This window comes from Flagellimonas baculiformis (genome assembly GCF_033441575.1).
GTDB lineage: Bacteria > Bacteroidota > Bacteroidia > Flavobacteriales > Flavobacteriaceae > Flagellimonas > Flagellimonas baculiformis.
In genome coordinates this window covers 1-26427 of sequence record NZ_JAUZVW010000014.1, presented here as the reverse complement: position 1 = coordinate 26427, position 26427 = coordinate 1, and the positions used below count along the sequence as shown (strand labels likewise).

At 43.6% G+C, this 26427-nt stretch carries 24 protein-coding genes; 20 read left to right on the top strand and 4 right to left on the bottom strand.

Going from position 1 to position 26427, the window contains the following annotated elements:
- Positions 1-86 precede the first annotated feature (86 nt).
- The 4 genes from SD450_RS16595 (at position 87) to SD450_RS16580 (ending at position 7938) form a co-directional block, all read left to right on the top strand.
- Positions 87-3299 (top strand): SusC/RagA family TonB-linked outer membrane protein, encoded by a 3213-nt coding sequence (locus SD450_RS16595; RefSeq protein WP_318345563.1) that lies wholly within the window; start codon positions 87-89, stop codon positions 3297-3299.
- Positions 3300-3309: 10 nt separating this feature from the next.
- Positions 3310-4899, top strand: coding sequence for a RagB/SusD family nutrient uptake outer membrane protein (locus SD450_RS16590; RefSeq protein ID WP_318345562.1), 1590 nt, complete (start codon positions 3310-3312; stop codon positions 4897-4899).
- Between the two features lie 27 nt (positions 4900-4926).
- Positions 4927-5736 carry a hypothetical protein gene (locus SD450_RS16585; protein ID WP_318345561.1) on the top strand — a complete coding sequence of 270 codons (810 nt, stop codon included), beginning with the start codon at positions 4927-4929 and terminating at the stop codon, positions 5734-5736.
- 198 nt (positions 5737-5934) lie between these two features.
- Positions 5935-7938, top strand: a complete 2004-nt coding sequence (locus SD450_RS16580) for a glycoside hydrolase family 97 protein (protein WP_318345560.1) — start codon at positions 5935-5937, stop codon at positions 7936-7938.
- A 209-nt stretch (positions 7939-8147) separates the two neighbouring features.
- Here the strand turns inward: SD450_RS16580 and SD450_RS16575 are convergent, their stop codons facing one another.
- From SD450_RS16575 to SD450_RS16560, 4 genes are all read right to left on the bottom strand, one after another.
- Positions 8148-9692, bottom strand: a complete 1545-nt coding sequence (locus SD450_RS16575; RefSeq protein ID WP_404828256.1) for a RagB/SusD family nutrient uptake outer membrane protein — start codon at positions 9690-9692, stop codon at positions 8148-8150.
- Positions 9693-9699: 7 nt separating this feature from the next.
- Positions 9700-13068, bottom strand: coding sequence for a SusC/RagA family TonB-linked outer membrane protein (locus tag SD450_RS16570; RefSeq protein WP_318345559.1), 3369 nt, complete (start codon positions 13066-13068; stop codon positions 9700-9702).
- A 95-nt stretch (positions 13069-13163) separates the two neighbouring features.
- Positions 13164-13754: an RNA polymerase sigma-70 factor gene (locus SD450_RS16565; RefSeq protein ID WP_318345558.1), complete on the bottom strand. Its 591-nt coding sequence runs from the start codon at positions 13752-13754 to the stop codon at positions 13164-13166.
- Positions 13744-14730 (bottom strand): FecR family protein, encoded by a 987-nt coding sequence (locus SD450_RS16560; protein WP_318345557.1) that lies wholly within the window; start codon positions 14728-14730, stop codon positions 13744-13746. Before SD450_RS16560 ends, SD450_RS16565 begins: the two co-directional genes overlap by 11 nt.
- Before the next feature lie 493 nt (positions 14731-15223).
- On the opposite strand from SD450_RS16560, the gene SD450_RS16555 reads away from it, so the two are divergent.
- From SD450_RS16555 to SD450_RS16480, 16 genes are all read left to right on the top strand, one after another.
- Positions 15224-15511: a hypothetical protein gene (locus tag SD450_RS16555; RefSeq protein WP_318345556.1), complete on the top strand. Its 288-nt coding sequence runs from the start codon at positions 15224-15226 to the stop codon at positions 15509-15511.
- A 423-nt stretch (positions 15512-15934) separates the two neighbouring features.
- Positions 15935-17209: a site-specific integrase gene (locus SD450_RS16550; RefSeq protein ID WP_318345555.1), complete on the top strand. Its 1275-nt coding sequence runs from the start codon at positions 15935-15937 to the stop codon at positions 17207-17209.
- An 84-nt stretch (positions 17210-17293) separates the two neighbouring features.
- On the top strand, positions 17294-17677 hold the full coding sequence (locus SD450_RS16545; RefSeq protein ID WP_036379075.1) for an ArsR/SmtB family transcription factor: 384 nt from the start codon (positions 17294-17296) through the stop codon (positions 17675-17677).
- Positions 17670-18272, top strand: a complete 603-nt coding sequence (merTP, locus tag SD450_RS16540) for a mercuric transport protein MerTP (protein ID WP_036379073.1) — start codon at positions 17670-17672, stop codon at positions 18270-18272. The genes SD450_RS16545 and merTP overlap by 8 nt, the downstream gene beginning before the upstream one ends.
- Before the next feature lie 2 nt (positions 18273-18274).
- Positions 18275-18487: a GDCCVxC domain-containing (seleno)protein gene (locus SD450_RS16535; protein ID WP_081894160.1), complete on the top strand. Its 213-nt coding sequence runs from the start codon at positions 18275-18277 to the stop codon at positions 18485-18487.
- Positions 18488-18595: 108 nt separating this feature from the next.
- Positions 18596-18928, top strand: coding sequence for an ArsR/SmtB family transcription factor (locus SD450_RS16530; RefSeq protein ID WP_036379071.1), 333 nt, complete (start codon positions 18596-18598; stop codon positions 18926-18928).
- A gap of 68 nt (positions 18929-18996) precedes the next feature.
- Entirely contained in the window at positions 18997-19629 is a 633-nt protein-coding gene (locus SD450_RS16525; protein WP_108423558.1) for a hypothetical protein, read from the top strand.
- Positions 19626-20096 (top strand): DUF6428 family protein, encoded by a 471-nt coding sequence (locus SD450_RS16520; protein ID WP_036379069.1) that lies wholly within the window; start codon positions 19626-19628, stop codon positions 20094-20096. The genes SD450_RS16525 and SD450_RS16520 overlap by 4 nt, the downstream gene beginning before the upstream one ends.
- 16 nt (positions 20097-20112) lie before the next feature.
- On the top strand, positions 20113-20745 hold the full coding sequence (locus SD450_RS16515) for a low molecular weight phosphatase family protein (protein ID WP_108423559.1): 633 nt from the start codon (positions 20113-20115) through the stop codon (positions 20743-20745).
- 3 nt (positions 20746-20748) lie between these two features.
- Positions 20749-21795 (top strand): ACR3 family arsenite efflux transporter, encoded by a 1047-nt coding sequence (gene arsB / locus SD450_RS16510; protein ID WP_036379066.1) that lies wholly within the window; start codon positions 20749-20751, stop codon positions 21793-21795.
- 2 nt (positions 21796-21797) lie between these two features.
- The gene (locus tag SD450_RS16505) at positions 21798-22568 is read left to right on the top strand and encodes a metallophosphoesterase family protein (protein ID WP_036379065.1); all 771 of its coding nucleotides are present in this window, start codon (positions 21798-21800) and stop codon (positions 22566-22568) included.
- A gap of 322 nt (positions 22569-22890) precedes the next feature.
- Entirely contained in the window at positions 22891-23487 is a 597-nt protein-coding gene (locus SD450_RS16500; RefSeq protein WP_051947131.1) for a sigma-70 family RNA polymerase sigma factor, read from the top strand.
- An 85-nt stretch (positions 23488-23572) separates the two neighbouring features.
- Positions 23573-23809, top strand: coding sequence for a thioredoxin family protein (locus SD450_RS16495; protein ID WP_051947130.1), 237 nt, complete (start codon positions 23573-23575; stop codon positions 23807-23809).
- A 12-nt stretch (positions 23810-23821) separates the two neighbouring features.
- Positions 23822-24796 (top strand): permease, encoded by a 975-nt coding sequence (locus SD450_RS16490; RefSeq protein WP_051947129.1) that lies wholly within the window; start codon positions 23822-23824, stop codon positions 24794-24796.
- Positions 24797-24808: 12 nt separating this feature from the next.
- The gene (locus SD450_RS16485) at positions 24809-25348 is read left to right on the top strand and encodes a sigma-70 family RNA polymerase sigma factor (protein WP_051947128.1); all 540 of its coding nucleotides are present in this window, start codon (positions 24809-24811) and stop codon (positions 25346-25348) included.
- A 74-nt stretch (positions 25349-25422) separates the two neighbouring features.
- Positions 25423-25890 carry a DUF2703 domain-containing protein gene (locus SD450_RS16480; RefSeq protein ID WP_161594391.1) on the top strand — a complete coding sequence of 156 codons (468 nt, stop codon included), beginning with the start codon at positions 25423-25425 and terminating at the stop codon, positions 25888-25890.
- Positions 25891-26427: the final 537 nt, after the last annotated feature.

The following is a 26427-nucleotide window of genomic DNA, read 5'->3' as shown; positions in this document are numbered from 1 at the left end:
TTGGAAATGAGTGGCGGCCCTGATCTGGGGAGCCGTCACCTTTGTGGGTCGAGCAACATAAAAATTAACATAACCAAACAACAAGTATGAAAATACCTTTTATCAAAAAAAGAGATCATCACCATGATTTTTTTGGATTGGATTTGAGGACAGGGCTGAGTGCACTGTCACTGTTCTTTGCCTTATTTGTCCTGCAAGCGAACAGTGCCCATTCCAAAAAAATTACGGTGAGTCCGAACAGTACGATTGTAACGAGATTTGAGAACCATTGGGGTGGGGGCAGCAACCAGCAGTTCACCGTTACGGGAACGGTCGTGGACGGCAAGGGGCAGCCCCTACCGGGTGCCAGTGTGGTAGAGAAGGGGACCTCAAACGGGACCCAAACGGATTTTGACGGGAACTTTACCCTGTCTGTGTCGGGACCGGACGCTATCCTAATGTTCTCCTACGTTGGCTTTACGGCCCGGGAGATAGTTATGGACGGGCAGGCCAAGCTTACCGTTACGCTACAGGAAGATACCCAGAACCTTGATGAAGTGGTGGTAATCGGTTACGGTACCCAAAGGAAAGCTCTAGTGACTGGGGCCAATCTTCAAGTAGATGGTGGGGATATCGAGAAAACGAATACGGTCAATGCCCTTCAAGCCTTGCAGGGCCAATCACCAGGGGTACAGATTACTTCCACTTCGGGACAACCTGGTGAAGGATTGAAAGTTGTGATACGGGGGCAGGGATCCACAGGGGGTAGTAGTCCATTATATGTAGTGGATGGAGTTATCACAGGTGGTGACATTTCCTTTTTAAGTAATGCCGACATTGAATCCATTTCAATTTTGAAAGATGCCGCATCTGCAGCTATTTATGGAGCCCAAGCTTCAAACGGGGTTATTTTGGTCACTACCAAAAAAGGAAAAAGAGGTAGTAGGGGGCAGATTACGTTTGACCAGTATTATGGATTTCAATCTGTGGCAAGAAAAGTTGATCTGTTGAACGCCACTGAATATGCTACCATATTAAATGAGACCGCGATAAATTCAGGGAGGGCACCTTTTTTCACCAATGAGGAAATTGCCCAATTGGGAGAAGGGACCAACTGGATGGATAGGATGTTTGTTGACAATGCGGCAACACAAAACTACTCGTTTGGTGCTTCTGGAGGTTCGGATACCTCTGTGTATTCTGCTTCATTGTCATATTTGGGCCAGGAAGGTATTGTTGGCGGTAAAGATCTTTCAAATTACGAGCGGTACAATTTTAGGTTCAATTCGGAACATAAACTGTTCGATGAGATTGTGACCATAGGGGAAAACATAAGTTTTGCGTATACCAATAGAAATGGTATAGGTGTGGGCAATCAGTACAACAATTCATTGCGAGGTGCCTTTAGCGTAAGTCCTTTGTTGCCGTTTTACGATGAGGATGGCAATTTTTACAGTACATACAATGATTCCGAACCTTGGCTTTCAGGGAGTTCAAATCCCTACGCCGTAATGGTCTACAGTAACCAGAACGAGAGCAATAGTCAAAAATTATTTGGTAATGTCTATTTTGAAGTGCAGCCCTTTAAGGGATTGACGCTCAGAACAACTTTAGGGTTGGATTACAATGCAGGTGAAGGGCATTCGTATAATCCAATATATGATAGGCTGTCCATCTACACAGCACAAAACGATTACAACTCCGTGTCCCAAAGCATGAACAAAAACAAGAGCCTTATTTGGGACAATTTGCTGACGTACAAATTTGACGTATTTGAAGACCATCATCTTGAAACTATGGTAGGGACCTCCTCTATAAGAACTGATGGTACTTACATAAATGGAACTAATTCTGATGCCTACTTTTATGACTTGGGCCATGCATGGTTGGGAAATACGACAAACACGGATCCTGCTCTATTCAGTGTTGAGGGCGGTAAGTTTGAAAATTTTAGAATGTCTTATTTCGGTAGGCTGAACTATAATTTCAAAGATACGTATCTGCTAAATGCAACATTCAGGGCCGATGGATCATCCAATTTCGCCCCAGGCAATCAATGGGGGTATTTTCCATCGGTATCAGCGGGTTGGATCTTGACCAATGAAAGTTTTTTGAGCAATTCAGCAGTTCTGGATTTCTTCAAGTTAAGGGCAAGTTGGGGACAGGTAGGGAACCAAAATGCTGGGGCCTTTCAATATATAGCACCGGTCCAAGGGGCAACCACCAATTATATTTTTGGCAATGAGGAAGGCCTATTGACCCCTGGGGCATATTTGAGCAGATTGGAAAACCGCGCATTGGGATGGGAAACATCGGAACAGACCAATATAGGTTTTGATGCTAGATTGTTCAAAAACGCTTTGAGCGTCAATTTCGATGTGTACCAAAAAGAAAGTAAAGGTTGGTTGATCGTGGCCCCGGTTCCCGCAACAGCAGGTGCCAATCCTCCTTTTATCAATGGAGGCAATGTGGTCAATAAAGGTGTTGAACTTGCTTTACAATACCAAAACCACATAGGTGAATTTAACTATTCGTTGTCTGCAAATGGTGCTTATAACGAAAACAAAGTTGGGGAAATACCCACTGCAGATGGACGTATCCATGGACAAACCAACCAAATATTCGCCAATGCACCGGAATTTTATAGGGCAGAGGATGGGTTTCCATTAGGTTATTTCTGGGGCTTCAAGACAGCTGGAGTGTTCCAAAACCAACAACAGATAGACGATTACGGCATTCAGCCAAATGCCACTTCGGGAGATGTTATTTACCAAGACATCAATAACGATGGGAGAATTTCTGATGCAGACAAGACCATGGTGGGCGATCCCAACCCAGATTTTACTTTTGGGTTTTCCTTATCCGCAAATTACAAGGCATTCGACTTTTTGATCGCAGCAAATGGTGTGGCGGGAAACCAAATTGCCCAATCGTATAGGAGTCCGGGGGCTTATGGCAATTATACAACGGCCATATTGGAACGTTGGCACGGTGAAGGCACATCCAATACGGTACCCAAATTAACAGATGATGGTAGGAACTTCGCCCAATTTTCAGATCTATATATCCAGGACGGTGATTTCTTAAGGATAAATACCGTTACAGTGGGATTTGACATTGCCAAATTGAAAATGGGCAAACCATTTTTTGCCAATCAGTTTAGAGTTTACGCCTCAGTATTGAACCTTCACACCTTTACCAAGTATGACGGAATGGATCCAGAAATTGGATTTGGTACGGATGGTTTTTCATCCGGGGTCGATGTTGGATATTATCCCCGGCCAAGAACGATCATGATGGGATTGAACGTTAAACTTTAAAAAAAAGAAAATGAAAAATACATATATATACCTATTGTTTTTGGGTCTTTTGGCTTTAGGCTCATGTAGTTTGGATGCCGAACTTTATACGCAACAAACGGCCGATAATTTTTACCAGACTCCAGACGATGCATACACGGCACTTGTAGGGTGCTATGATGGATTGCAGGTGGTTGCGGGCAGAGGGGGATTTAGCTTTGCCACAGTGAGTGAGATCATGTCCGATGATTGTTTTGGTGGGGCGGGAGCCAACGATGGCTATGGTATTCAGGCCGTGGATGAATTTGATATATCACGTTCGCCAGCAGATGTGGATATGCTGAACGGAAATTGGGAAGCCTATTATAAGGCCGTATACCGCTGCAATATACTTCTATCCAAGATGGATCAAATAGATTGGCAAGGTGATGATGTGCTGAGGAACACGTATGAGTCGGAGACCAGATACATCAGGGCCTATCTTTATTTTGAAATGGTAAGGCTATGGGGGAACATTCCGTTATTGACCGAAGCCTCTAGGGACATCGTTCCGGCAGCTACCCCAGATGAAGTCTATACGGTAATCGCTGAAGACTTGTTGTTCGCTTCCGAAAATTTACCTGCTGTTTCCTATACGGCCGTGGATAGTGGTCGATTTACCAGATGGGCGGCAAAGTCCATGTTGGCACGTGTTTATCTGTATTATACAGGTTACTATGGAAAATCCGATTTGGTGGGCTTGGTATCCGAAGCCCAAGCTTTAAGTCATTTGGAAGATGTCATTGCCTCAAGCGGCCATGGGTTGGTGGACGATTTTTCTACCCTTTGGCCCGCAGCCTCTGTGGAGAACTATGCGGGTGAGGACAATGAGGAAATAGTCTCCTCCATTAAGTTTACCTATACAAGTGATTATAATGGAAATACCGATGGCAACCATTGGTTGGTCATGTTCGGGATGCGGGAATACTCCTATTATCCCTATGGCAACGGTTGGGGAGCTGCTACTGTCAATGAGAGACTTTGGAATGCTTTTAGTGCCAATGATACTCGGAGATCGGCCACTATAATTGGAATAGAGGAAGAAGCCATTCCCTTTGACAAGATAAACAGCCAAAGAGAGTATACAGGATATTGCATAAAAAAATACACCCCAATGTCCAAATACAACGAAAATGGCGAATTGGTGTCAGGCGTAGACGGCCTGGGCAGTGGAGATTTTCAAATCAGTCAGTTTCAAGACTTTGTCACGATGAGATATGCCGATGTACTATTGATGGCTGCCGAATTGGGAAGCCCCAATGCACAATCCTATTTTGATCAAGTGAGACAGCGGGCATACAAAGCTAATTTTACTTCCATTCCAGTAAACCAGACAAATATCATGGAAGAGAGGCATTTGGAGTTTGCGTTGGAAGGTGTTCGATATTGGGATTTATTGCGTCAAGGTGTTGATACGGCAGCAAACACCATTGCGGAATCGACCCAACTGTTAAGTGGGGGAGCCCTTGAAACAAAAACCATTACCGCGGCAAAAATTCTGGAAACCAAAGGATTGTCTCAGATTCCCAACACGCAGATAACCTTGTCGGGAAATGTTTTACAACAAAATGCTGGGTGGTAATTTTTGGCTAAACTAAAACTTTAAAAAATGAAAAGTATTAAAATAATAATCGTATCATTTTTGATGCTGGGGATAGGAATCTTGGTATCATCATGTGAGCCGGATAGCTATTCTTTGGGCGAAACACTAGAGGTCAATGAATTGGATTTTTCGGTCACACAAAATCCAGACTATGACAACCAAATCTACTTAAGGAGCAACACGTCAAATGCACTTCCTTATTGGGATTATGGGATAGGAATATCAAATAAGGCAATGGATACCATTATAATTCCGTTTGCCGGGGATTATACGATAGAATATTCTGCTTTTTCACAAGGAGGCCATACCACTTCATCGGCGAGTGTTACCATCAGTGAAAATGACCCTATCTTTTTTGCAGACCCCAAATGGGATTTGTTGACCAACCAAGAATCAGGCAAGACATGGAGGGTCACAGGTGTTTATCTTGGCCCGCAAAGTGATTACAATGGCATATGGTGGCAACCTGACATTACTGGAGAGGCCTATTATCTTGATACGGTCACTTTTGATTTGAATCAAGGATTCAATTATGCAGTGGATGACCAAAATGGCCATATTGAAACTGGCAATTTTGTGCTAAGACTAAATATTGATTACAATCCAGGCGATGACGGTATCGGTCCATTTGATTATTTGACCATCGTAGGGAGTGGTTTGCCCGTTAAAGATTATGGAGGGGATGGCATCGGGACTACCTATAGAATTTCCAAGTTGACCGAGGATGAAATGATACTGAGCCAAGGTGCCGAATTTATTTCTGAAAGAAATACGGAAGATTGGTCTTGGTTCACGGTTTATGAAAGGGTTGATTGAAAAGAACTATTACCCTGCCCTGAACTTGTCCAATGGAAAACAACTTCAGAATTTGAACTAGAAAATTATCCGGTATGTGATATGACCACATTTACATAGGGATTTATAGAATTGAGTGTTAGAGTTAGTTTAGTTTTTTTTCTTAACTGGGGGGTATTGTTCTCCCCAGTTTATTTTATCAATCTTTAAAAAAAGAAAATGTTCGGAAAGTCAGTCGTTCCTACCATGTTCCTAATTATAGTTTTAGGATGTGCCCCTGTAGAGAAAACCCAAAGTTATGAAGTGGTTTCTCCAGATGGGAAAAACAAAATAAAATTTGAATTAAAAGAAAGTAAGCCCCAATATGCCGTTTATCACGACACCATTGAAATACTGACATTCTCGGACATGGGATTTTTGCTGAAGGACAAGGAAGACCTTAGTTCAAATTTTGAAATAGCTACTATAGAGAACTCTTCCTTTGATGAAACGTGGGAGCAGGTGTGGGGCGAAAAGAAAAACATTCGCGACCACTACAACCAACTATCGGTCACCCTTCAGGAAAAATCAGGGGACAAGCGAAAATTGGAGATTCAATTTCGGGCCTTCGATGACGGTATCGCATTCAGGTATATCTATCCACAGCAAGGCAAGGACAGTCTGGTCATTATGGATGAATTGACCACTTTTAATCTAAAAGATGATGGTGATGCATGGTGGATTCCCGCCTACAGGGACAATCGATATGAGTACTTGACCACAACATCACCGGTCAGCACCTTGGATACGGTGCATACCCCTTTAACTATTAAAAGCAATAACGGACTCTCGTTGAGTTTTCATGAAGCCAACCTAAAGGATTTTGCCAGCATGACCTTGGCGCGAACCACGGGAACAACCTTGAAGGCAGATTTGGTACCATGGGCAGATGGTGATCGGGTAAAGACAAACGGAAGTTTCACCACCCCTTGGAGAACGCTGCAAATTGCAGAGACCCCTGGGGATTTGATCACTTCACATATGATCCTGAACCTAAATGACCCCAATACCATAACCAATACAAGTTGGATAAAGCCAAGCAAGTACCTAGGCATTTGGTGGGGCATGCACATTGGCAAATACACCTTTTGGGAAAGTCCCACCCAGGGGGCAACGACCAAAAACGCATTTGAATACATCGATTATTGCAAAAAATTGGGTGTGGACCATTTATTGATTGAAGGGTGGAACAAAGGATGGACCCCGGCATGGTACGAAAACCGGATGCATGAGTTCAGCTTTACTGAGGAAGCAGATGGTTTCGACCTTAAAAAAGTGACCGATTATGCCAAAGAAAATGGTGTCCATATCATTGGTTACCACGAAACAGGCTCCAATATCATCAATTACTTAAAGCAGATTGATGAAGGGATGGCACTGTACAAAGAAATGGGCATCCACGATGTGAAAATAGGGCAGGTCGGTTCCCGGTTGAACATGAAGGAGTGGCACCATGGGCAGTTTGGCGTCAACTATTACAGAAATGTCCTAAAAAAGGCAGCGGAATACCAGTTGACAGTGAATTTCCACGAACCGATAAAAGATACAGGGGAGCGTAGGACCTATCCGAACATGATGTCCCGCGAAGGCGCGCGTGGACAGGAATATAATGCCTGGAGTGAGGGGAATCCACCCAGCCACACCGCCATATTGCCCTTCACAAGAATGCTTTCCGGTCCCATGGACTTTACCCCTGGTGTTCTTGATGTAGAGATAGAGCAAGGGCACGAGGGCAGGGATGTGCATACCACAGCGGCAAAACAACTGGCTCTCTACGTGGTGCTGTTCTCTCCCATTCAAATGTTGGCCGACCTGCCTGAAAATTATGTGGATAACCCAGCATTCAAATTTTTACAGGATGTCCCCGTGGATTGGGAAGATACCCAAGTGTTGAATGCTGAAATCGGCGAATACATAACCACAGTGCGAAAGGATAGATCCAGTGGCGATTGGTATTTGGGAAGCTTGACCAATGAGGAAAGCCGTTCTTTTGAGGTCCCTTTGTCCTTCCTCGATGCAGATGCGACATACGAAGCCCAGATGTATGCCGATCCCGAAGGAACAACCTGGAACACGAACGCGACCAAAGTGTCCATTACAACAAAGGAAGTAAAATCGACAGACACCCTGCAACTCAACTTGGCAGAAGGTGGAGGAACGGCCATTAGGTTTAAAAAACTATAACCTGAACAGATGAAACCAAAAATAGTGGCAGTACTCATCGCGGGTCTTATACTTTCTGTACAATCTTGTAAGAAGGAAAAGAATGCGACATCAATAGCTGCAATCGAAGAAAAGGAATATACTCCCAAAACGTTTGACAGCACAAAGTTTGATGCAAAGATTGATTCCCTGATCGCGCTCATGACCTTGGAAGAAAAAATTGGTATGCTTCACGGCAACAGCATGTTTGCCACCGGAGGTGTGGAACGCTTGGGGATTCCCGAATTGAAAATGGCCGATGGCCCCTTGGGGGTACGGGAGGAAATTTCCCGGGATTCTTGGGCCTCGGCAGGATCGGTCCAAACTGTGTCATAAGTACCAATGTTGTAGTTGGCTGCATCTCCGGAACCGTCCAATGTTTGTACATATTGGGAATTGGCGGCACGTTCGCGTATTTGGTTCACCAAGGTCCTGGCTTCTTCCAAATTGCCCAATTCAACAGCGGCCTCTGCTCTCCACAACAACACCTCGGCATAGCGGATAATGTAATAGTTCAAGGCGTCCACATAAGGCCAAACGGTTACATGATAAGGTGAGTTTGCGGAAAGGATTCTTTTCTTGGGTCCATAAGGCCCATACGTTGCCAAATCCCTGGCCCAATTGGCTTCATAAAGTATGTCCAAATCCTTGTAAGGTATACCGGGTCTACCTATGGTTATGTCCAAGCGGGGATCCACAAAATCGGTCTCAGTGACATCAACGTTATCATTGATAGGCAGTCCGGCTGCATCCGTTTTAAAGGCATTTACCAAGTTTTGGGTTGGGCGGTGAAATCCATATTGGGAATAAAATGGCCCCCCAGGGGCAGTCAAACGATCGCCAATACTACCATTATAGTTGCTCCCTTGACCATCGTTCACAGAATACTGCACGGCAAAAAGAACCTCTGGGCCATTATCGTTTTCTGGCAAGAACACCGATTGGAAATCCTCCATCAAACCATAGCTTCCACCCATGACAATAGTGGTCGCATCAAAGGCATCCTGCCATTTTTCTTGGAACAGGTAGGTTTTGGCCAAGTAGGCCATAGCGGCAAGGCTGGTAGGCCTGCCCACTTCCTCTTGGCCGCTTGGCAACGCATCATAGGCCGCTTGAAAATCTGCCTCTATTTTGGCCCAAATTTCCGAGGAGGTAAATTCCGTGTTGGAACGGGCATAATCGGACACCGTTTCTGCGGTTTCATCGATATATGGAATCTGGCCATAAATCTTTTTAAGCTCAAAATAATAATGTCCTCTTAAAAATCTTAGTTCGGCAGTTCTTTGGGTTTTTAAATTTGCAGCGAAATCCTCGGAGGCATTCAACAATTTCATCGCCTCATTGGTTCGCTTCACTCCTTCGTAAAGTGCCATCCACTTACGTTCCACATCGTAAGTGGTAGGAGTGGTATTATACAATTCCATTTGATGGATCTGGTTCTGGTCACCGGTGCCACCGCCCCCTTTGTAGCAATCATCGGAAACAACGTCCCCGAAGCTCCAATTGGAAGCTGGGGAATTGTAGGCATTGCTGGCCCCATCTATCTGGCCGTTCAATACACTATAGGCAGAGATGATGGCTTTTTCCACATTTTCCGCTTTGGTCATTTCTGATGGGGGAACCTCACCGTAGGTGACTTCCTCAAGAAAGTCCTTGGAACAAGAACCGAAGACCGTAAGTGCCAAAGCTGCACCTACCATTATATATTTTGATTTGAATTTCAATATAGTTTTCATGGCTTTTTTAAAGTTTTAAGTTACATCCGATTACAAAAGTCCTGCTCGGAGGATACAGTCCCCTGTCAATCCCGATATCCAGGTTACGGTTGCTTCCCCCATAGTTCTGAAGTCCGACTTGTGGGTTCATTCCACTATAATCGGTAATGGTGAACAAGTTGCTCGCTTGGACATAGATCCTGAGATTCATTCCGCCCAAGATTGCTGGGTCAACGGAATAACCCAATTGAAGATTGGTCAAACGGACATAAGAGCCGTTTTCCACATAATAGGTTGAAGGACGGATGTTATTGTTCGGATCATCCAAGGACAATCGTGGGATGCTTGTGTTTGTATTGTTTTCCGACCATGCATCCAACAAAACATTCTCCTTGTTGTATGCTGCCTGGTTAAAGAAATGGTTCTTGTACTTGGTAAAGTTGTAGGTATCATTTCCAAAACTTCCGTTGAACAAGATCCCAAGGTCAAAATCCTTGTAGTTGAACTGAAGGTTCAGCCCCAACATGACATCGGGATGGGGCGAACCGATAAAGGTTCTGTCATCCGCATCCACATCGCCATCTCCGTCCACATCTTTGAACCTAATGTCCCCTGGTTGTGCATTGGGCTGCAGGCCATAACTGTCAACTTCTGCTTGGCTTTGGAACAATCCTTCCGCAACATAACCATAGAATGAGGCTATGGGCTGACCGACCGCACTTCTGGAGATTTCTTGGTCAAAGTTGACACTGTGCAAGGAAGAACTTGGGATACCCAAATAATCGGAGGTGGTCAATTCCGTAAGTTCATTCTTGGCACCGGTCAAGTTCAATCCAATGCTATAGCCCAAATCGCCGACCGTATCATTATAGTTGATGTCCAGTTCAAAACCACTGTTCTTCATTTTCCCATCATTTACCCACTGCCCGTCATTGGTGCCTCCATAGGTCAATGGTACGGTATTGTACACCAAGATATCGTCCGTGTTTTTCACATAGTAATCAGCGGTAATGTTCAAACGGTCTTCCAAAAGTCCCAAATCGACACCCACAGAGGTTTGGGTCGTCGTTTCCCATTTCAGATCGGGATTGGGAATACGGGATTGGGTAAGTCCAATATAAACTGATTCCTGTGCTCCGTCGATAGCGTAGTTGGAGTTGGCATTGTTGTTACGATAACTATCCACTGTGGCATAGTTGGAAATCTCCTGGTTTCCAGTCTGGCCCCAGCTTCCCCTTACCAGAAGAGAAGAAACCAGACCTTCGGGATTAAAGAAGTCTTCGCGATCTAACCTCCATCCCAATGAGAAGGCTGGGAAGGTTCCCCATCGGTTATCTTCATTGAATCTTGAGCTACCATCACGTCTTACCGTGGCGGTGAAAAGGTATTTCTCGTCGAAGTTATAGTTCAATCTTCCAAAGTAGGAATTCAAGGACCATCCATTGGCCCCACCAGAGTTCAACATATTCTCCGTACCAAAACTCAGATATCTAAAATTTTCGTCCTCGTATAAAAATTCACTCACCGAAGCACTGAAACCTTCATAATTGTATTCAATGGCCTCCTGACCGATCAAAGCATCCACATTGTGTTTCCCAAATTGTTTTTTATAGTTCAACGTATTGGTGAAGGAGAACTGATAGTTAAAATTGTTTGAGGTGGATAAAGAGTTGGTATTGTTTGTGGACAATATCTCATCATAGGTAGGGGAGAAACTTCTGATATTATAGTTCTGGTAATCCAGACCAAAAGAAGTTTTAAAGGTGAAATCATTCATATACAGATTGGCATATACATTTCCCAAGGCCTGGACCCTTTTTTGCTTATTGTCCTTGTTCCTGTACAACTGGCCCATTGGATTATTGCTATCGTTGATGGGGTTACCCGCATATTCCCCATTGATATCCTTTACGGGTACTATGGATGGAAATTGCATGGCTGTTAGTATTATACTTCCCAGGGCGGAGTTGGTCCCTACGGACACTTGCTCCTTATAGTTGGCCGTGAAATTTTCACCAATGGTAAGGAAATCCCCGATATTATACGAAGAATTGAACCTTGCAGTGTATCTCTCAAATCCAGTGTATTTGATCAAACCTTCTTGATTGTAGTACCCTAAGGAAAATAGGCTCTGGCTCTTGGAATCCCCCTTTGCCAAGGATACATTGTAGGATTGGATCATTGCGGTCTGCATAATTTCGTTCACCCAATCCACATCAGCGCTAGGAATGATCTGATCGGTGTCCAACCATTGTGGAATAACAGCCTGGTTAGGGTCATCCCCATAAATATCATGCGAAGGTGTTCCTCCATCGTTAATGGTAGCTTGCCACAACAAATCTCCATATTGTTGTGCATTGAGCATGCCTGGCAAATTATAAGATGATTGAAGACCAGCATAGCCGTCAAACGAAACCACATACTCCCCACGGGTATCGGACCCTTTTTTGGTGGTGATGATCACCACACCGTTGGCTGCCCTGGAACCATAAATGGAAGCAGAGGCTGCATCTTTCAATACTTGTATGGTCTCGATATCCGAAGGGTTGATCCCATTAAGACCATTGGAAGCTGGGATACCATCGATGATTACCAATGGATCGTTACTGTTGATGGTACTGAATCCACGGACCCTGATCGAGGTCCCACCACCTGGAGAATTATCACTCATAATTTGCACGCCGGGCAGGCGACCGTCCAACATTTCCACTACGTTGGCCTTTGGCTGGGTCACGATTTCTTCCGGGGAAACCGATGCTATGGCACCGGTAATGTTTCTTCTGGCCTCAGTACCGTATCCCACCACCACGATCTCATCCAATTGGGAAGCACTTTCAAACAAAGTGATGGTAACATTGTTGAGCTGTTCAATGTCAACATTTTGCCTTTGATATCCAATATAAGTTACGGATAATACCTTAAAGTTGGATGGAATATCCAAGCTAAAATTCCCATCAAAATCCGACACCGTACCATAATCCGTGCCATCAACAAAAACATTGGCACCAGGGACCGGGACTCCAGCCTCATCGATTACTTTACCGGTAATACTGCGTTGTTCCTGGATAAATTTTACAAGAACACCTTGTTCGGTCACTTTGAAATCCACATTGGCCTTGTTCTTAAGGTCTTCCAATACAGATTCCAAGGTCACCTTGTTTGCATCGATACTGATACGTTGTTGCAAATTTTGGGCATCTGCCGCATAAATGAATTTTTTACCTGTTTGCTTTTCAATAAGGTCGAATACCTTTTCCAAAGCAACACTTCTAAGGTTAAGGTTAATAATCTCAAAATTTTGGTTGGTTACCATCCGGTTCGCCGATAGGGGAACGAAGGTCGCTCGACCCAATAATGGCAAACACAATAGCAATGTTAAGAGGTTTGATTTTTTCATTTTTAAAAGAGTAGTTTAATATGGGTTCTCAATAATTTTTTAGTTTTTGATTAAGGTTTAGAAATTCATTTTCGTCATACATTTGGATCGTAGGGTTAAAATTGTTTGTTTTTCACTACCATGTTTCTGATGGTCTTAAGGGCAATGGCCATATGGCTTTCAACAGTTTTGATGGAAACCCCCAGAATGTCTGAGATCTCCTTGTACTTAAGTTCATCCAGTCTGCTCATTTCGAAGATTTGCCTGGATTTTTTGGGAATTTGATCTAAGATTTCCGCTATCTTTCGGATATACATCTCCCTTTGTTCTTGATCAATGATTTCTTGTTCAATACATGGACTGGTGGAGTACTCATCCTCCAAACCCTGATCCAGGGATTGTTTCAGCTTTTGGTAGGAAACCGGTTCCATGAGCTTATTTTTTACCACCACAAAGAGATATGGTTTGGGTTTATTGATCTCATGGATACGATCATGATTGTTCCACAACTGGATGAACACATCGGATACCTTCTCCTGTACCACATCCAAATCATTTTCGTAGGTGATTCCAAAACGACATAGACTTTCATAGTACCGGTTGAAAATGGTCTCCAGTGCAGCTTTGTTGCGTTCCTTGATCAACTGGAACAATTCCAAATCCGACTTTTGGGTCATTTCCTTATAGGTGGAAGACTTATTTTTCATCACTTGGGGCTATGGCGAATTTTTTTGATGATAGTTTTGAAATCTTCACATCGGCTATAAATTCCAATGTTTGGATGAACTGATCCAGGTCTTGATCTTCAAAGGCCGCGTTGATCCTTTTGTTGGCGACCACACTGTCGGATACCGTAAACTCGGTGCCGTAAAATTCATTGATAGGGAGCAAGGCCTCTTCCAATGTAAGATCATGCAGCATAAGAATATTATCCTTCCATGCCGTGGTCTTTGAGACGTCAAAACTGCGTTTTACCACTTCTCCTGTCTCAACGTCCCATGTAAGTTCTTCGTTAGGTCTTAATTGGATCTTATCACCAGAATCCTCCAAGGTCACCTGCACCTTGCCACTTTCCAAGGATACTGTTTTTGCTGTCCCTTTCGTGTTTACATTGAATTTGGTTCCCAATACCTGCACTGCCAATCCCGTCGTGCCCACTGTAAAGGGTCTTTTGATATCCTTTATAATATCAAAGTAGACTTCTCCCTCCATCCAAACATTTCGTTTGTCATCTGTAAATACTTCTGGAAATTTGAGTTCGGAATTTGCGTTCACCGTAACTTGTGAACCATCAGGGAGGGTTATTTGTTTTCGTTCACCATCAAGGGCAATAATATGATTGGTGTACCTCGACTCATGGTCCCTAGTAAATAAGAAAACCCCAAAGCTGACCAAAACAGCAGCGGCAATTGCAAATATTGTCTTGATCTTGGAATTAAGGAAAACGAGTTTTGGTCTTGACTCTTGTGAAATTTCTTCCAGAACCCGTTTTGCAAAGTGCTCTTTTCTTAATGGAAGGGAGGGCCTGGGGTAACACTCCCATAATAACTTATAATCTTGATAGCGCTCCTTAAAGTAATCATCAACTAACAATTGCACCTCAAACATGGATCTATCCTGATCCGTGTCCAATTCCCCCGATAGCTTTCGAACGCATTTGATATCCTCTTTGGATATTTCCATACTTTGTCTTTTACCAATAGGAGGGGTGAAAGGTAGAATTACCCCTAGATCGGTATGTCATCAAAACGAAAAGAGTGAATTAACTAAAGGTTAATGCCTTTTGGAGCCGCTACTTTCCATGAGTTTTTGGCGTATTTATTTTTTTCAAATAAGCTGTATGTGTAAATTTTTATATTACTGACCTATTCATCATCCAAACAAAACCCTATGGGCTGTGTCGAAGATTGCTGTTTGGGTCGATTAGCTTTTGGGATTAAGGTAAGGATAGACATTACCATTGAAACACAAACCATTCTTTGGAATAGAATCCTTTTATATTGGTAATGAAACTTAGAAAGAATTTTCCTGGATTACTTTAATGGAACCATCATACAATTGAAATTTGCGACATCCCCAGAACAAGGGTAATGTAAAAATAAACGGTCCGTCCATAACAAAATGGTACAAAAGTTGTTTTGGTGAATGGAAAAATTTCAATTCAAAATTAGAATTCATGCTTAAGAAAATTTTCGTAATCGTTGTATTGTTCGCAGTCTCTTGTAACACACCAAAAGAGTCTGAAGATGTTTATTCCATAACCAGTATCCAACAGGAAAAGGATGGAAAAACGCTCTTTCTTAAAGATGCGAACGGAGCAGAGTATACCACGGTCATCAGTATCCCGAACGGCAATTATGTCGAGGTAGAAGTAGGGGACAGGGTAAAGTTGGAAATCAATGAGGTTCTTGAGGATATGAAGCCTATTTTAATCATTTCCAGATCAGTTGAAGTTCTCGATTAAAAAACCATTTAATTCCTTTTTTTGCTATTGGATGGGTCTTGTTTTCATTGAATTTGAAACAATTTTTACTGCCTCCAATTCAAATGCGAGTAATCCGGTACAATTAGAAAGTAACCTATCCGGTTACTTATTTTAGAAATATATTTGTAACTGTTTGATAATCATATGCATGGCATGTGGTCGGTAATCCAGTCATCCCGACGAACCATGGTTTTATGACACTAAGTAAAACCTTAATTAATTGAAAACCAGAAAATTAATTTTTTCTGGTTTTTTTTATTTCCATCTGAAACCATCGGTGAGGATGTCCTATAGAGTGTCCTATTTTTGTCGGGAAAAATTCCCTAAATTGTACTTCCATTATTGATTTTTCGTGTGATTTGACTTTCGCTTCAACCAATGTTTCACTTAAAGCGAGAACACATGAATACCTCTAACGCCTTCAGTATCAGTTTTTGGCTGAAAAAATCAGGAAGAAAAAAAGATGGACGGTTTCCAATTTATGTCCGGATCAGATGTAAAGGAAAAAATGCAGATCTCAGTGTCCATAGATCAACTTTTGAAGAACGATGGTGTCCTATTTTGGGAAAAATGGACCATAGGGCCAGTGAATCCGTTGTTGTAAACAAATATCTGGACGACGTCCGTGCAAAGTTGCTGGAATGCCATCGGCAACTTAGTGCCGAGAGTAACTTTATAACGGCACAATCCATCAAGCTTCGATATCTGGGAAAGGACAAGGTGATGCTCACCCTATTGGACCTTTTGGAGTACAACCGAACCTATGAGTTGCCCAAACTGGCCAAAGGGACGGTCAAGAACTATTCCTCCACAGAGACCTACCTGAAACGCTTCATTGCCAAAAAATATCGGGTACCCGATATTGGGCTGGCCTCGATAGACTATGCCTTTTTGATCGAGTTTGAAAACTTCCTGCGGAACTGCGAACCCATCAAATCGTTCCAGACATTGAACAACAACGGTATCATGAAACATATGCTGCGGTTCAAGAAATTGGTGACCATGGCCTATAAATTTGATTGTATCCCCAAGAATCCCTTCAATCTGTATAAAGTGAAAATGGAGGATTATGACAGTGCTTTCTTGGAAGAGGAGGAAATTCTGGCGCTGGACCAATTGGAATTCGAGGAAAAGGGCATGGAACTGGTCCGGGATATTTTCCTTTTTGCCTGTTATACCGGACTCAGCTACATAGAGATCAAACTTCTCAATCCCAATGGTATCGTATCCGGCATCGACGGGGAACTCTGGATCGATGTAAAACGCCAAAAGACCAAGACCGAAGTGAAGGTTCCCCTATTGCCCAAAGCCAAGAAAATCTTGGAGAAGTATGTGGATTTTCCCAAAAATGAAAATACCGTTCTTCCAGTGTATTCCAATCAAAAGGTGAACCAATACCTAAAGATCATTGCACAAAGGGCAAATATTGATAAGCACCTAACCTTCCATGTGGCCAGACATACCTTTGCAACGACAATCACCTTAATGAACGACGTGCCCATTGAGACCGTTTCCAAACTCCTCGGGCATACCAAGCTTTCAACGACCCAAAAGTATGCTAGGGTCGTGGAAAAGAAAATCAGCAAGGACATGGCCCAGTTGAAGGAGAAATTGGGAAGCGGGCAAAGTAAAGCGAACGACAATTCGGAATATCCGACCCTAAAGATTATCAGGTAATGTGACCCAGGGCTTGATATTGTTCTTTTGCCACCCATTTATTTTAGAGTTTGCTAAAATAATAAATTACTGTAACTTCGTAGTATGGATAAGAACATATGCATACGTTTGGAGGCGGATGCCAAACAGATAATGGAATGCAGGGAAACTATGCAAAATTTGGAAAATTCCATGGACTCCCTTTCAGGGATAATGAATTTAATGGGCAATCCGGTTCGGCTTAAGATTCTCTACCTTTTGAACCAAGAGCAACGCTTATGTGTCTGTGACCTTAGTGATATACTGGAAATGAATGTATCCGCAATTTCACAACATTTGCGCAAGCTCAAGGACAGAAATTTGATCACATCCCAAAAGGAAGGCCAGATGATCCATTATTCCTTGGTGACCGATCATTCGCCGTTACTTTTTCCAATTTTTGACCTGCTCGATAAAAAAGAACAAATAAAACCAGTAAACCATGAATAACAAGAAAACCTTAATGGGATCTTCCATTATTTTGGCCATGGCCACCTCCCTTTGTTGCATAGGACCACTTTTGGCCATTGTGGCCGGAACATCTGGCCTGGCGTCCAATTTTAAGTTTTTGGAACCGTTCAGACCGTATTTGATCGGAATTACGGGTTTGGTTTTGGTAGTGGCGTGGTACCAACAGTTAAGGACAGTCGCCAAAAAGGAAATAGACTGTGCATGCGATACGGACGAAAAGCCGGCCTTTTGGAAGGGTAAAATTTGGTTGATGACCATCACGGTCTTTGCCTTAGCGATGCTTGCCTTTCCCTATTATGCCCAATCTTTGTACCCGAAACAGGAAGCCAAGGGTCAAACGAACTTTTTTGCGAGCCAAGATGTCAAGGAAATCAATATTCCGGTCGTGGGAATGACATGCAGTGGGTGCGAGGCACATATTGAACACGAGGTCAATGGACTTGATGGGATCATCATGGTCAAGGCAGATTACCAAAAAGCCAATGCACAGATAATGTACGATCCCGCCAAAACCACCAGGGATGCTATCGTGAACGCCATTTTGAAAACCGGATACACCATAAAGGACCAGTGATAATGGATATCAATCTGTACTCTACAATTACCTGTCCGCATTGTGGCAATTCCAAAGAGGAAAAGATGCCTACGGATTCTTGTCAGTTCTTTTATGAATGTGAAAATTGCGGCTCCATTCTAAGGCCCAAAAATGGCGATTGTTGCGTGTATTGTTCCTTTGGTTCGGTGGCCTGTCCCCCCATTCAGGCAACATCCGGATGTTGTGGTACATGACCAAGTGACCCTGAAAATTTGTAAAGCCTTGGTTTGAACCTAAGTATTTTTATCGAAAATCTTTTTATGTTGAATCAATATATTGTAATATTGCGATAAAATAATGATATGGGACTGGCAAAGACCGAAATATTTACCGAAAACCAGAATGAGCTCGCCCTCATCGGTAAGGTATTTGCCCATCCCGCCCGGATTGCCATATTGCAGCACCTCTTCAAGGTCAAGGCCTGTGTCTGTGGTGACCTTGTGGACGAGATAGGACTGGCACAGCCTACGGTTTCACAACACTTGAAGGAACTCCGGAACATGGGACTCATCAAGGGCGATGTGGAGGGCACCAGTGTCTGTTACTGTGTCAATGTGGCAAATTGGAACGAAATGAAGGATAAGTTCAAGGCATTCCTCGATCAGGGGATTGAACTGGACCAAGAGTGCTGTTAGTATTTTTTTGAACCCATTAATCGTTTTATTGCGATTAACTAATAAACTGAAACCATAAAATAGAAACCATGAAAACAAAAATGATCCTAACCATGGCACTGCTGCTGTTGTGCCTCCCATTGACCACACATTCCCAGGAACTGAGGGGAAAGATCCAACGCTCCGTAAAGGAACTGAAGACCGTTTTTCCCCAGATACCCAAAGAAAAGATCCAGCTTTTGGACCAACTCGCCGCCAGAATGGTGTCCAATATGGGGGAGACCCCTTATACCGTTGTATTTGTGGACCAGGACAATGACGATATGGGCCAATTGGCCATGATCTGGCTCAGGACGGGCCTTATGTACTACGGATTATATGACAGGTTCAAGGTGGAATCCGCTGGTCTGGATACCGCCAATGAGACCCTTCCCGGTCTGGCCCTGCTGAAGAACGATGGGTTCAGGGTCTCCAATGCGCAGGGCGAATCCCTGTTCACGTATTCGGTCCGCTATGGCTCCGATAGTTGGACCATCAACAGAAAGACCCTCGAATCCTTACATTTGGACGAGGACAGCAGTGTCAAGGTATATGTACAGGATGGGCTGACGGACCGAAATGCAGAGGTCCTTTTTGAAAACAAGGCCGTCATCGCGGGGGAAATGATCTATGTCGCCACCCAGGTCGATGCTATTATCAAAGCTAAAATGAACAATCCATGAAATTATCAGAAGTAAAAGAAGTACTGTCCCGATTGGAAACCCTTGGCTTCCAATTGCCCACCGGGGAAATGGTCCCCGGACATTTCCATGTCACCGAAGTGGGGAAGATTCACAAACACTTTATAGACTGCGGGGGAACCGTGCGCCATGAGGAAGTGGTCAGTTTCCAACTGTGGGAGGCCAACGACTATGACCACAGGTTGCATCCCGAAAAGTTGGTTCATATCATCGAACTGTCCCAAAAGGTATTGGAAATAGAGGACTCACTGGAAGTCGAAGTGGAATACCAGGGCACCACTATCGGAAAATATGGCCTTGCCTTTGATGAAGGGCATTTTCTGTTGACCACCAAGATGACCGACTGCCTTGCCAAGGACCAGTGTGGGGTCCCCGAAAAGAAACCAAAGGTAAGACTGTCCCAATTGAAAAGTGAGCCCTGCTGTTCCCCGGACGGCAATTGTTGCTAAATCTTAATTCTATATAATGACTACGACCACAACTAGCCTGTTCCCTGAAATAGCGGGATTCATCACAACCTTGAAACTGGATGCCGTTTCCCCGGAGCGTAGGGAAATCCTTGATCCCCTTGCCGGGTTCATACAGTCGAAAGTTTCCGAAGATCAGGAAATACGCCTGAATTTCATTTGCACCCACAATTCCAGGAGGAGCCACCTGTCACAGATATGGGCACAGGCCATGGCTTTCCATTTCAACATCAAGAACGTATTTTGCTATTCGGGGGGGACCGAAGCCACGGCCCTGTTCCCGATGGTGGCGGAAACCTTGGGGAAACAAGGGTTCCAGATCCAACAGCTTTCACAGGGACAAAATCCTGTCTATGCCATCAAATATGCGGAAAATGCCCATCCGGTGATCGGGTTCTCCAAGAAAATGGACGATGCCTTCAACCCCAGTTCCGGCTTTGGGGCCATCATGACCTGTGATTCGGCCAATGAGGCCTGTCCCTTTGTGCCCGGTGCGGAAAAGCGCATCCCCATCACCTTTGAGGATCCCAAGGCCTTTGACAATACCCCGCAACAGGCCGAGAAATACCTTGAAAGGAGCATACAGATAGCAACGGAACTTTGGTATGTATTTTCACAGATCAAATCATAACACATGGCAGTAAAAAAATTGAGCTTTTTGGACAGGAACCTTACCCTTTGGATCTTTATCGCCATGGCGGTAGGGGTCGGTATCGGTTACTTCTTCCCGTCCTTCCCCGACATCATCAATTCGTTCAACAGCGGCACCACTAACATCCCCATTGCCATAGGTCTCATCCTGATGATGTACCCACCTTTGGCAAAAGTGGATTATAAACTGTTGCCCAAGGTGTTCAAGAACACCAGGATCTTGACCATTTCCCTGGTGCTCAACTGGATCATCGGCCCCGTGTTGATGTTCGTCCTGGCCATCCTCTTTTTGAGGGACTATCCCGAGTATATGGTCGGATTGATATTGATAGGTTTGGCCCGTTGCATTGCCATGGTGCTGGTCTGGAATGACCTGGCCGAGGGCAGTGCGGAATATGGTGCGGGACTGGTGGCCCTGAACAGTATCTTCCAAGTGTTTGCCTACAGTTTCTATGCGTGGATCTTTATCACCGTTTTGCCCCCATATTTTGGCTTTGAAGGGGCCATTGTGGACATCTCCATAGGGACCATAGCGGAGAGTGTGGCCATTTATTTGGGCATCCCCTTCCTTATGGGCATCCTTAGCCGAACGATATTGGTCCGGATCAAAGGGGAACAGTGGTATGCCCAAAAGTTTGTTCCCGCCATTTCTCCCATGACCTTGATCGCCCTGTTGTTCACCATTGTGATCATGTTCTCCCTCAAAGGGGAACTTATCGTGGAGATTCCCATGGACGTGGTGGTAATCGCCATACCCCTCTTGGTGTACTTTACCCTGATGTTCATCATTGGGTTCTTTTTCACCAAGGCGATGGGTGCCGAATATGACAAGACCGCTTCGGTGGCCTTTACAGCAGCCGGGAACAACTTTGAGCTCGCCATTGCCGTGGCCATTGCCGTCTTCGGACTGGATTCCGGCCAGGCCTTTGCAGGGGTCATCGGGCCCTTGGTGGAAGTTCCTGCCCTGATTCTGTTGGTAAGGGTCGCCTTTTGGTTGCGCAAAAAGTATTTTAAACCGCAAACCGCATAAGGATGAAAATTGCACTCTTCTCGGACATCCACGCCAACCTTCCTGCCCTTGAGGCCTTTTTTGTGGATGTGGAAAAACATAGGCCGGACGCCATCTATTGCCTTGGGGACCTTGTGGGCTATAACATCTGGCCCAACGAGGTGGTCCATGAGATCAGAAAACGCCGGATACCCACCATTGCGGGCAACTATGATTTTGGCATCGGACGCAACAGTGATGATTGTGGCTGTGCCTACAAGAGCGATGAGGAAAAGGCGAACGGGGCAATTTCCATATCCTATACCAACTCCATTATGGGGGATGATGAAAGGGCCTACCTGAAAAACCTTCCATCCCATATCAATGTGGAGTTCAAAAGGAACGATGAAACAGTGAACCTACTCCTGGTGCATGGAAGCCCAAGACGAATCAACGAGTATCTTTTCGAGGACCGGAAGGAGAAGAGCCTGGTACGCATCCTGCGGGATGCAAATGCCGATATCCTCTGTTTTGGACATACACACCAACCCTATCACAAGGCCCTTTTGGATTATGATGGAGGCACCATATACCGCCATGCGATAAATATCGGATCCATCGGAAAGCCCAAGGATGGCGACAATAGGGGATGCTATGTGCTGTTGAACATGGATGGGAACTTCCGTAGGCCGGACAAGAATAGCATCCATGTGGAGTTTGTACGCTTCGAATATGATGTCGAAAAGGCGGCCAAAGCCGTTGAGGGCAGCATATTGCCCAACGCTTATGCTGGAGCATTGAGAAAGGCCCATTGATTATTTTTTAAGGCCTTAGTCTAAATATTTTCTTGTAAGACAATCCAAATCTGTGATGAATTTTGTAAGGAACAATGTAAGTACAAGAATATAACAGGCAACTTGGTGGAAATATTTTCCATTGTAAATCTACCCTTGATCAGCATTTAAGGGAATTGAAAACCATGGTCAGTTACAGGGAAATTTTACCACTACTAAAGCTTCATCCTTAATTGACAAAGGAAATAGGAAGAGTGAAAAATAAAAGTTTCACCAACCTCTTTGTATACATATCCTGTGTAGGCTGGCACACCATTAAACCGAAAGCCATAAAAGCAAAGCCATGAAAAAGAAATGTTGCGATATTAATGAACAGATCGAAAGTTTCTACAGTTATTTAAAATACTTTACCTTAAAAAAGGTTCGGGATGAAACCATTGCGGAAGATATTGTGCAAGAGGTAATGCTGAAACTGGTCGAGTCCTATCAAAAAAATAGGGAAATTGAAAACATCAAGGCCTGGCTGTTTCAAGTTGCCAGAAATACCATTTATGACCATTTCAAAAAGAGTGCCCCAATTGTTGAACTTAGTGATGTAAAGATACTTGAGGCAACTGAACCAACCAATCTGGAGCTATCCGTGTATGATCATATGATACCCATGATCCAGTTCCTTCCCAAAAAATATGCCGAGCCTTTACAATGGAGTGACATCGACAAACTATCCCAAAAAGATGTAGCTGAAAAGCTGAACTTGGGGTATTCGGCTGCAAAAATGCGGGTGCAAAGGGCAAGAACAAAGCTAAGGGAATTATTTGTGGAATGCTGTGATATCGTATATGATGCCAATGGCAACTTCGTCAATTGCTCTGTTAAGGAATCGTGTATCCCGTTAATAAACCACTTGGTTGATTTTCAGGCATCCACAAAGTACAAATAGGTAGAATCATTTTTTTATTGAGAATTGTGTCTTTTGACACGCCATTTTAGACTACATAGTAAAGTTTATTTAAAATTACTGAACTATGAGTACTGAAGTCAAAATTTTACATTCATCCTGCTGCGCCACTGCATCCCCCATAAGGGCACAAATCGAAAAAATTGCCAGTGAAAACCATCTGGACGTAAACATCACCGAGTTTTCTGACCTCAAGGACACCATGCCCTACGGGGTCCTTACCTTTCCTGCATTGGTCATTGACGGGAAGGTTTATGACTATAAAAAAGTCAGCAACGACAAGGTGTTATTAGCAATTCTTTAAAACGTTTTTAAGATGGAAATCTTTACAAAACTGCTTACCCGACTGGCAGACTATGTTGTCCATGTCCTTTTGGGTATTCCTGATACGGATACATTCGGCTCAGCATTACACTATTTCATCATTGCCTTTGGCTCTATTTCCATTCTGGTTGTGCTGGTGACCTATGTAATGGGAGTGGTAACAAGCTATTTGCCCATGGAAAAAATCCGGGATTATTTGGAGAAACACAAAAAATCAGGTCTTGGGAATGTTGTGGCCTCCTCTTTGGGTGCCTTGACACCTTTTTGCTCGTGTTCTTCCATTCCTTTGTTCGTGGGAATGATGCAGGTCAGGATCCCACTGGGAATTTCACTTTCCTTCCTCATAACCTCACCCTTGGTGAACGAAATCGCTATTGCCATTTTCTGGTTGGGCTATGGTTGGAAAGTTACAATAGTGTACCTACTTTCAGGAATCGTCTTGGGGGTGATCGGTGGAATTATCCTGGAAAAGATGGGTATGGCCAAATATGTGGCAGAATGGCTCAAGGACAATGAATGGAAAGCGCATTCGAGGGAAAAGGATAGCAGAAATTTGCTGAAACGATTTCCTGGAATTCATCGGGAGGCCATTCGGACCCTTAAAAACCTTGTCCCCTATATTTTTATAGGAATTGCAATAGGGTCATTTATCCACGGCTATGTCCCCGAGTCATTTTTTGGCACCTATATTTCAAAATCCAACCCTTTTGCGATTCCCATTGCCGTATTGGTATCGATTCCATTGTACATTGATGCGGTTGGAATCCTGCCCATATTGGATTCGCTCGTTGACAAAGGGGTTCCGTTAGGGACGGCCATGGCCTTTATGATGGGTTCGATCGGACTTTCCATCCCCGAAGGCCTGCTGCTCCAAAAAGTGATGCAAAGGCAGTTGATCATTGCCTTCTTTTCAACTATTGCCATTGGAATGATCATTTCCGGTTATTTGTTCAACCTCCTTTTTTAACAACCTATACTTATGAAATGTGATATATTCAATATTTGGGAAGACCTTCGGACTGATTTAAGGAACTATGTGGGCAAGCGTGTTTACAATGAGCATGATGTTGATGATATAATGCAAACGATTCTTATCAAGGTCATAACATATTGTGAGAAAAAAAATGACGTAAGATATATAAAGGCTTGGTTATACAGGATTGCACAACATACAATTTTTGACTTTTACAAGAAGCCAAGAAAGACCACACTTGTTGACCTGGAACAGTTGCACCTGTTTGTTCCGGATGAATATGATGAAAACGTCTTTGTTTGGCTCGATAAGTTTATAAATGGTCTCCCTATCGACTATTCAACTCCCTTGAGACTTTCGGATATAGAAGGCCTTCCGCAGAAAAGTATTGCCGCGCATCTGGGCTTGACATTATCGGCAACAAAGTCAAGGATCTTAAGGGCAAGGAAAAAGGTTAGGGCAAAGTTTGATGAATGTGGTGAAGTTGAATATTCTGAAAACCAAATGTGGAGATTTACCATTACAAAATCCTGTTGCCTATCATAATTTTGTATAAACCTGCATCCTTTGTCCATTTTCCATGTCTTAGGGGTAAACTTTAATCTTAAAAACGTATGAACATGGAAGTAAAGACAAAAAATGCATTGAGAGTGACCCTTTTTCAAGTGGGAATGCCAACAACTGGGGAAGGTACTTGCTCAGCCTGTGATTCTGTTCAAGGTGTATTGCTATCGGCGATTCAAGAAGTTCAAGAACTCTTTGATCATTTGAACTGCGAAATCTTGTTCAGTTCAACCATGATTAAAACGATAGAGGAAGCCGAAAAAGCCCATATTGTTGCTTCCCCTACCATAAGGGTCGGCAACCTCGATTTCCATCCTGAACATTTGGAAGACAGTCCGGAAGCCAGGGAATGGGTTTGGAATGGAGCTACAATGGGAGAACCCAATAAAGAAATCTTAATCGAGGTATTGCTCAAAGGCTATTTTGAACCCAAAAATGACCATGGGGAAATAACCTTGTCCCCTTACATTCTAAAACACTTAAAAGGAGAAGTGACCGCGGATTCCAACTGCGGATGCCATTGATGAATGATTGGGTGAACCGCCTTAGGTTCTGTTAGATGAGATTTACCTCATACAAGAAAAGACCTTATTAAGCTCATCGGAAACGATGGGCTTTTGTTTTACCTATTTTTTGAATTTGGCAATCTTCCCAGTAGTATTTCATTACCGTTCAATACCCCAATGCCGTATCGTCCCCTCGTTTGTCCGCCCCGCCCTCAAATAAGTCATTTTCAGGACTAGGACGGCGGATACGCTTCCCATAACCTAGGTTCGTGCCTGATTGATATTGTAGCCTTTGGTTTTTAGGGTTCTATGGGTTTTCAAAGAAAAACCTTCGGTTTCAAACATGCGTACAAGGGATATCCATCTAAGGTTTGGAACTATAATACCCTTATGGGCCTTCTGGAGGGGTAGATTTCTTTTTTATCTTCCAATAGTTTTCGAAAGATAAGCCCGCAAATGGTTTGTCGGACAAGGGACGGCCTTTAGATTTGTTTTATAGATTATATCTATTGAGATTATGATGTTGAAAAGAGGGGGTCTGGGGGAGACTCATAA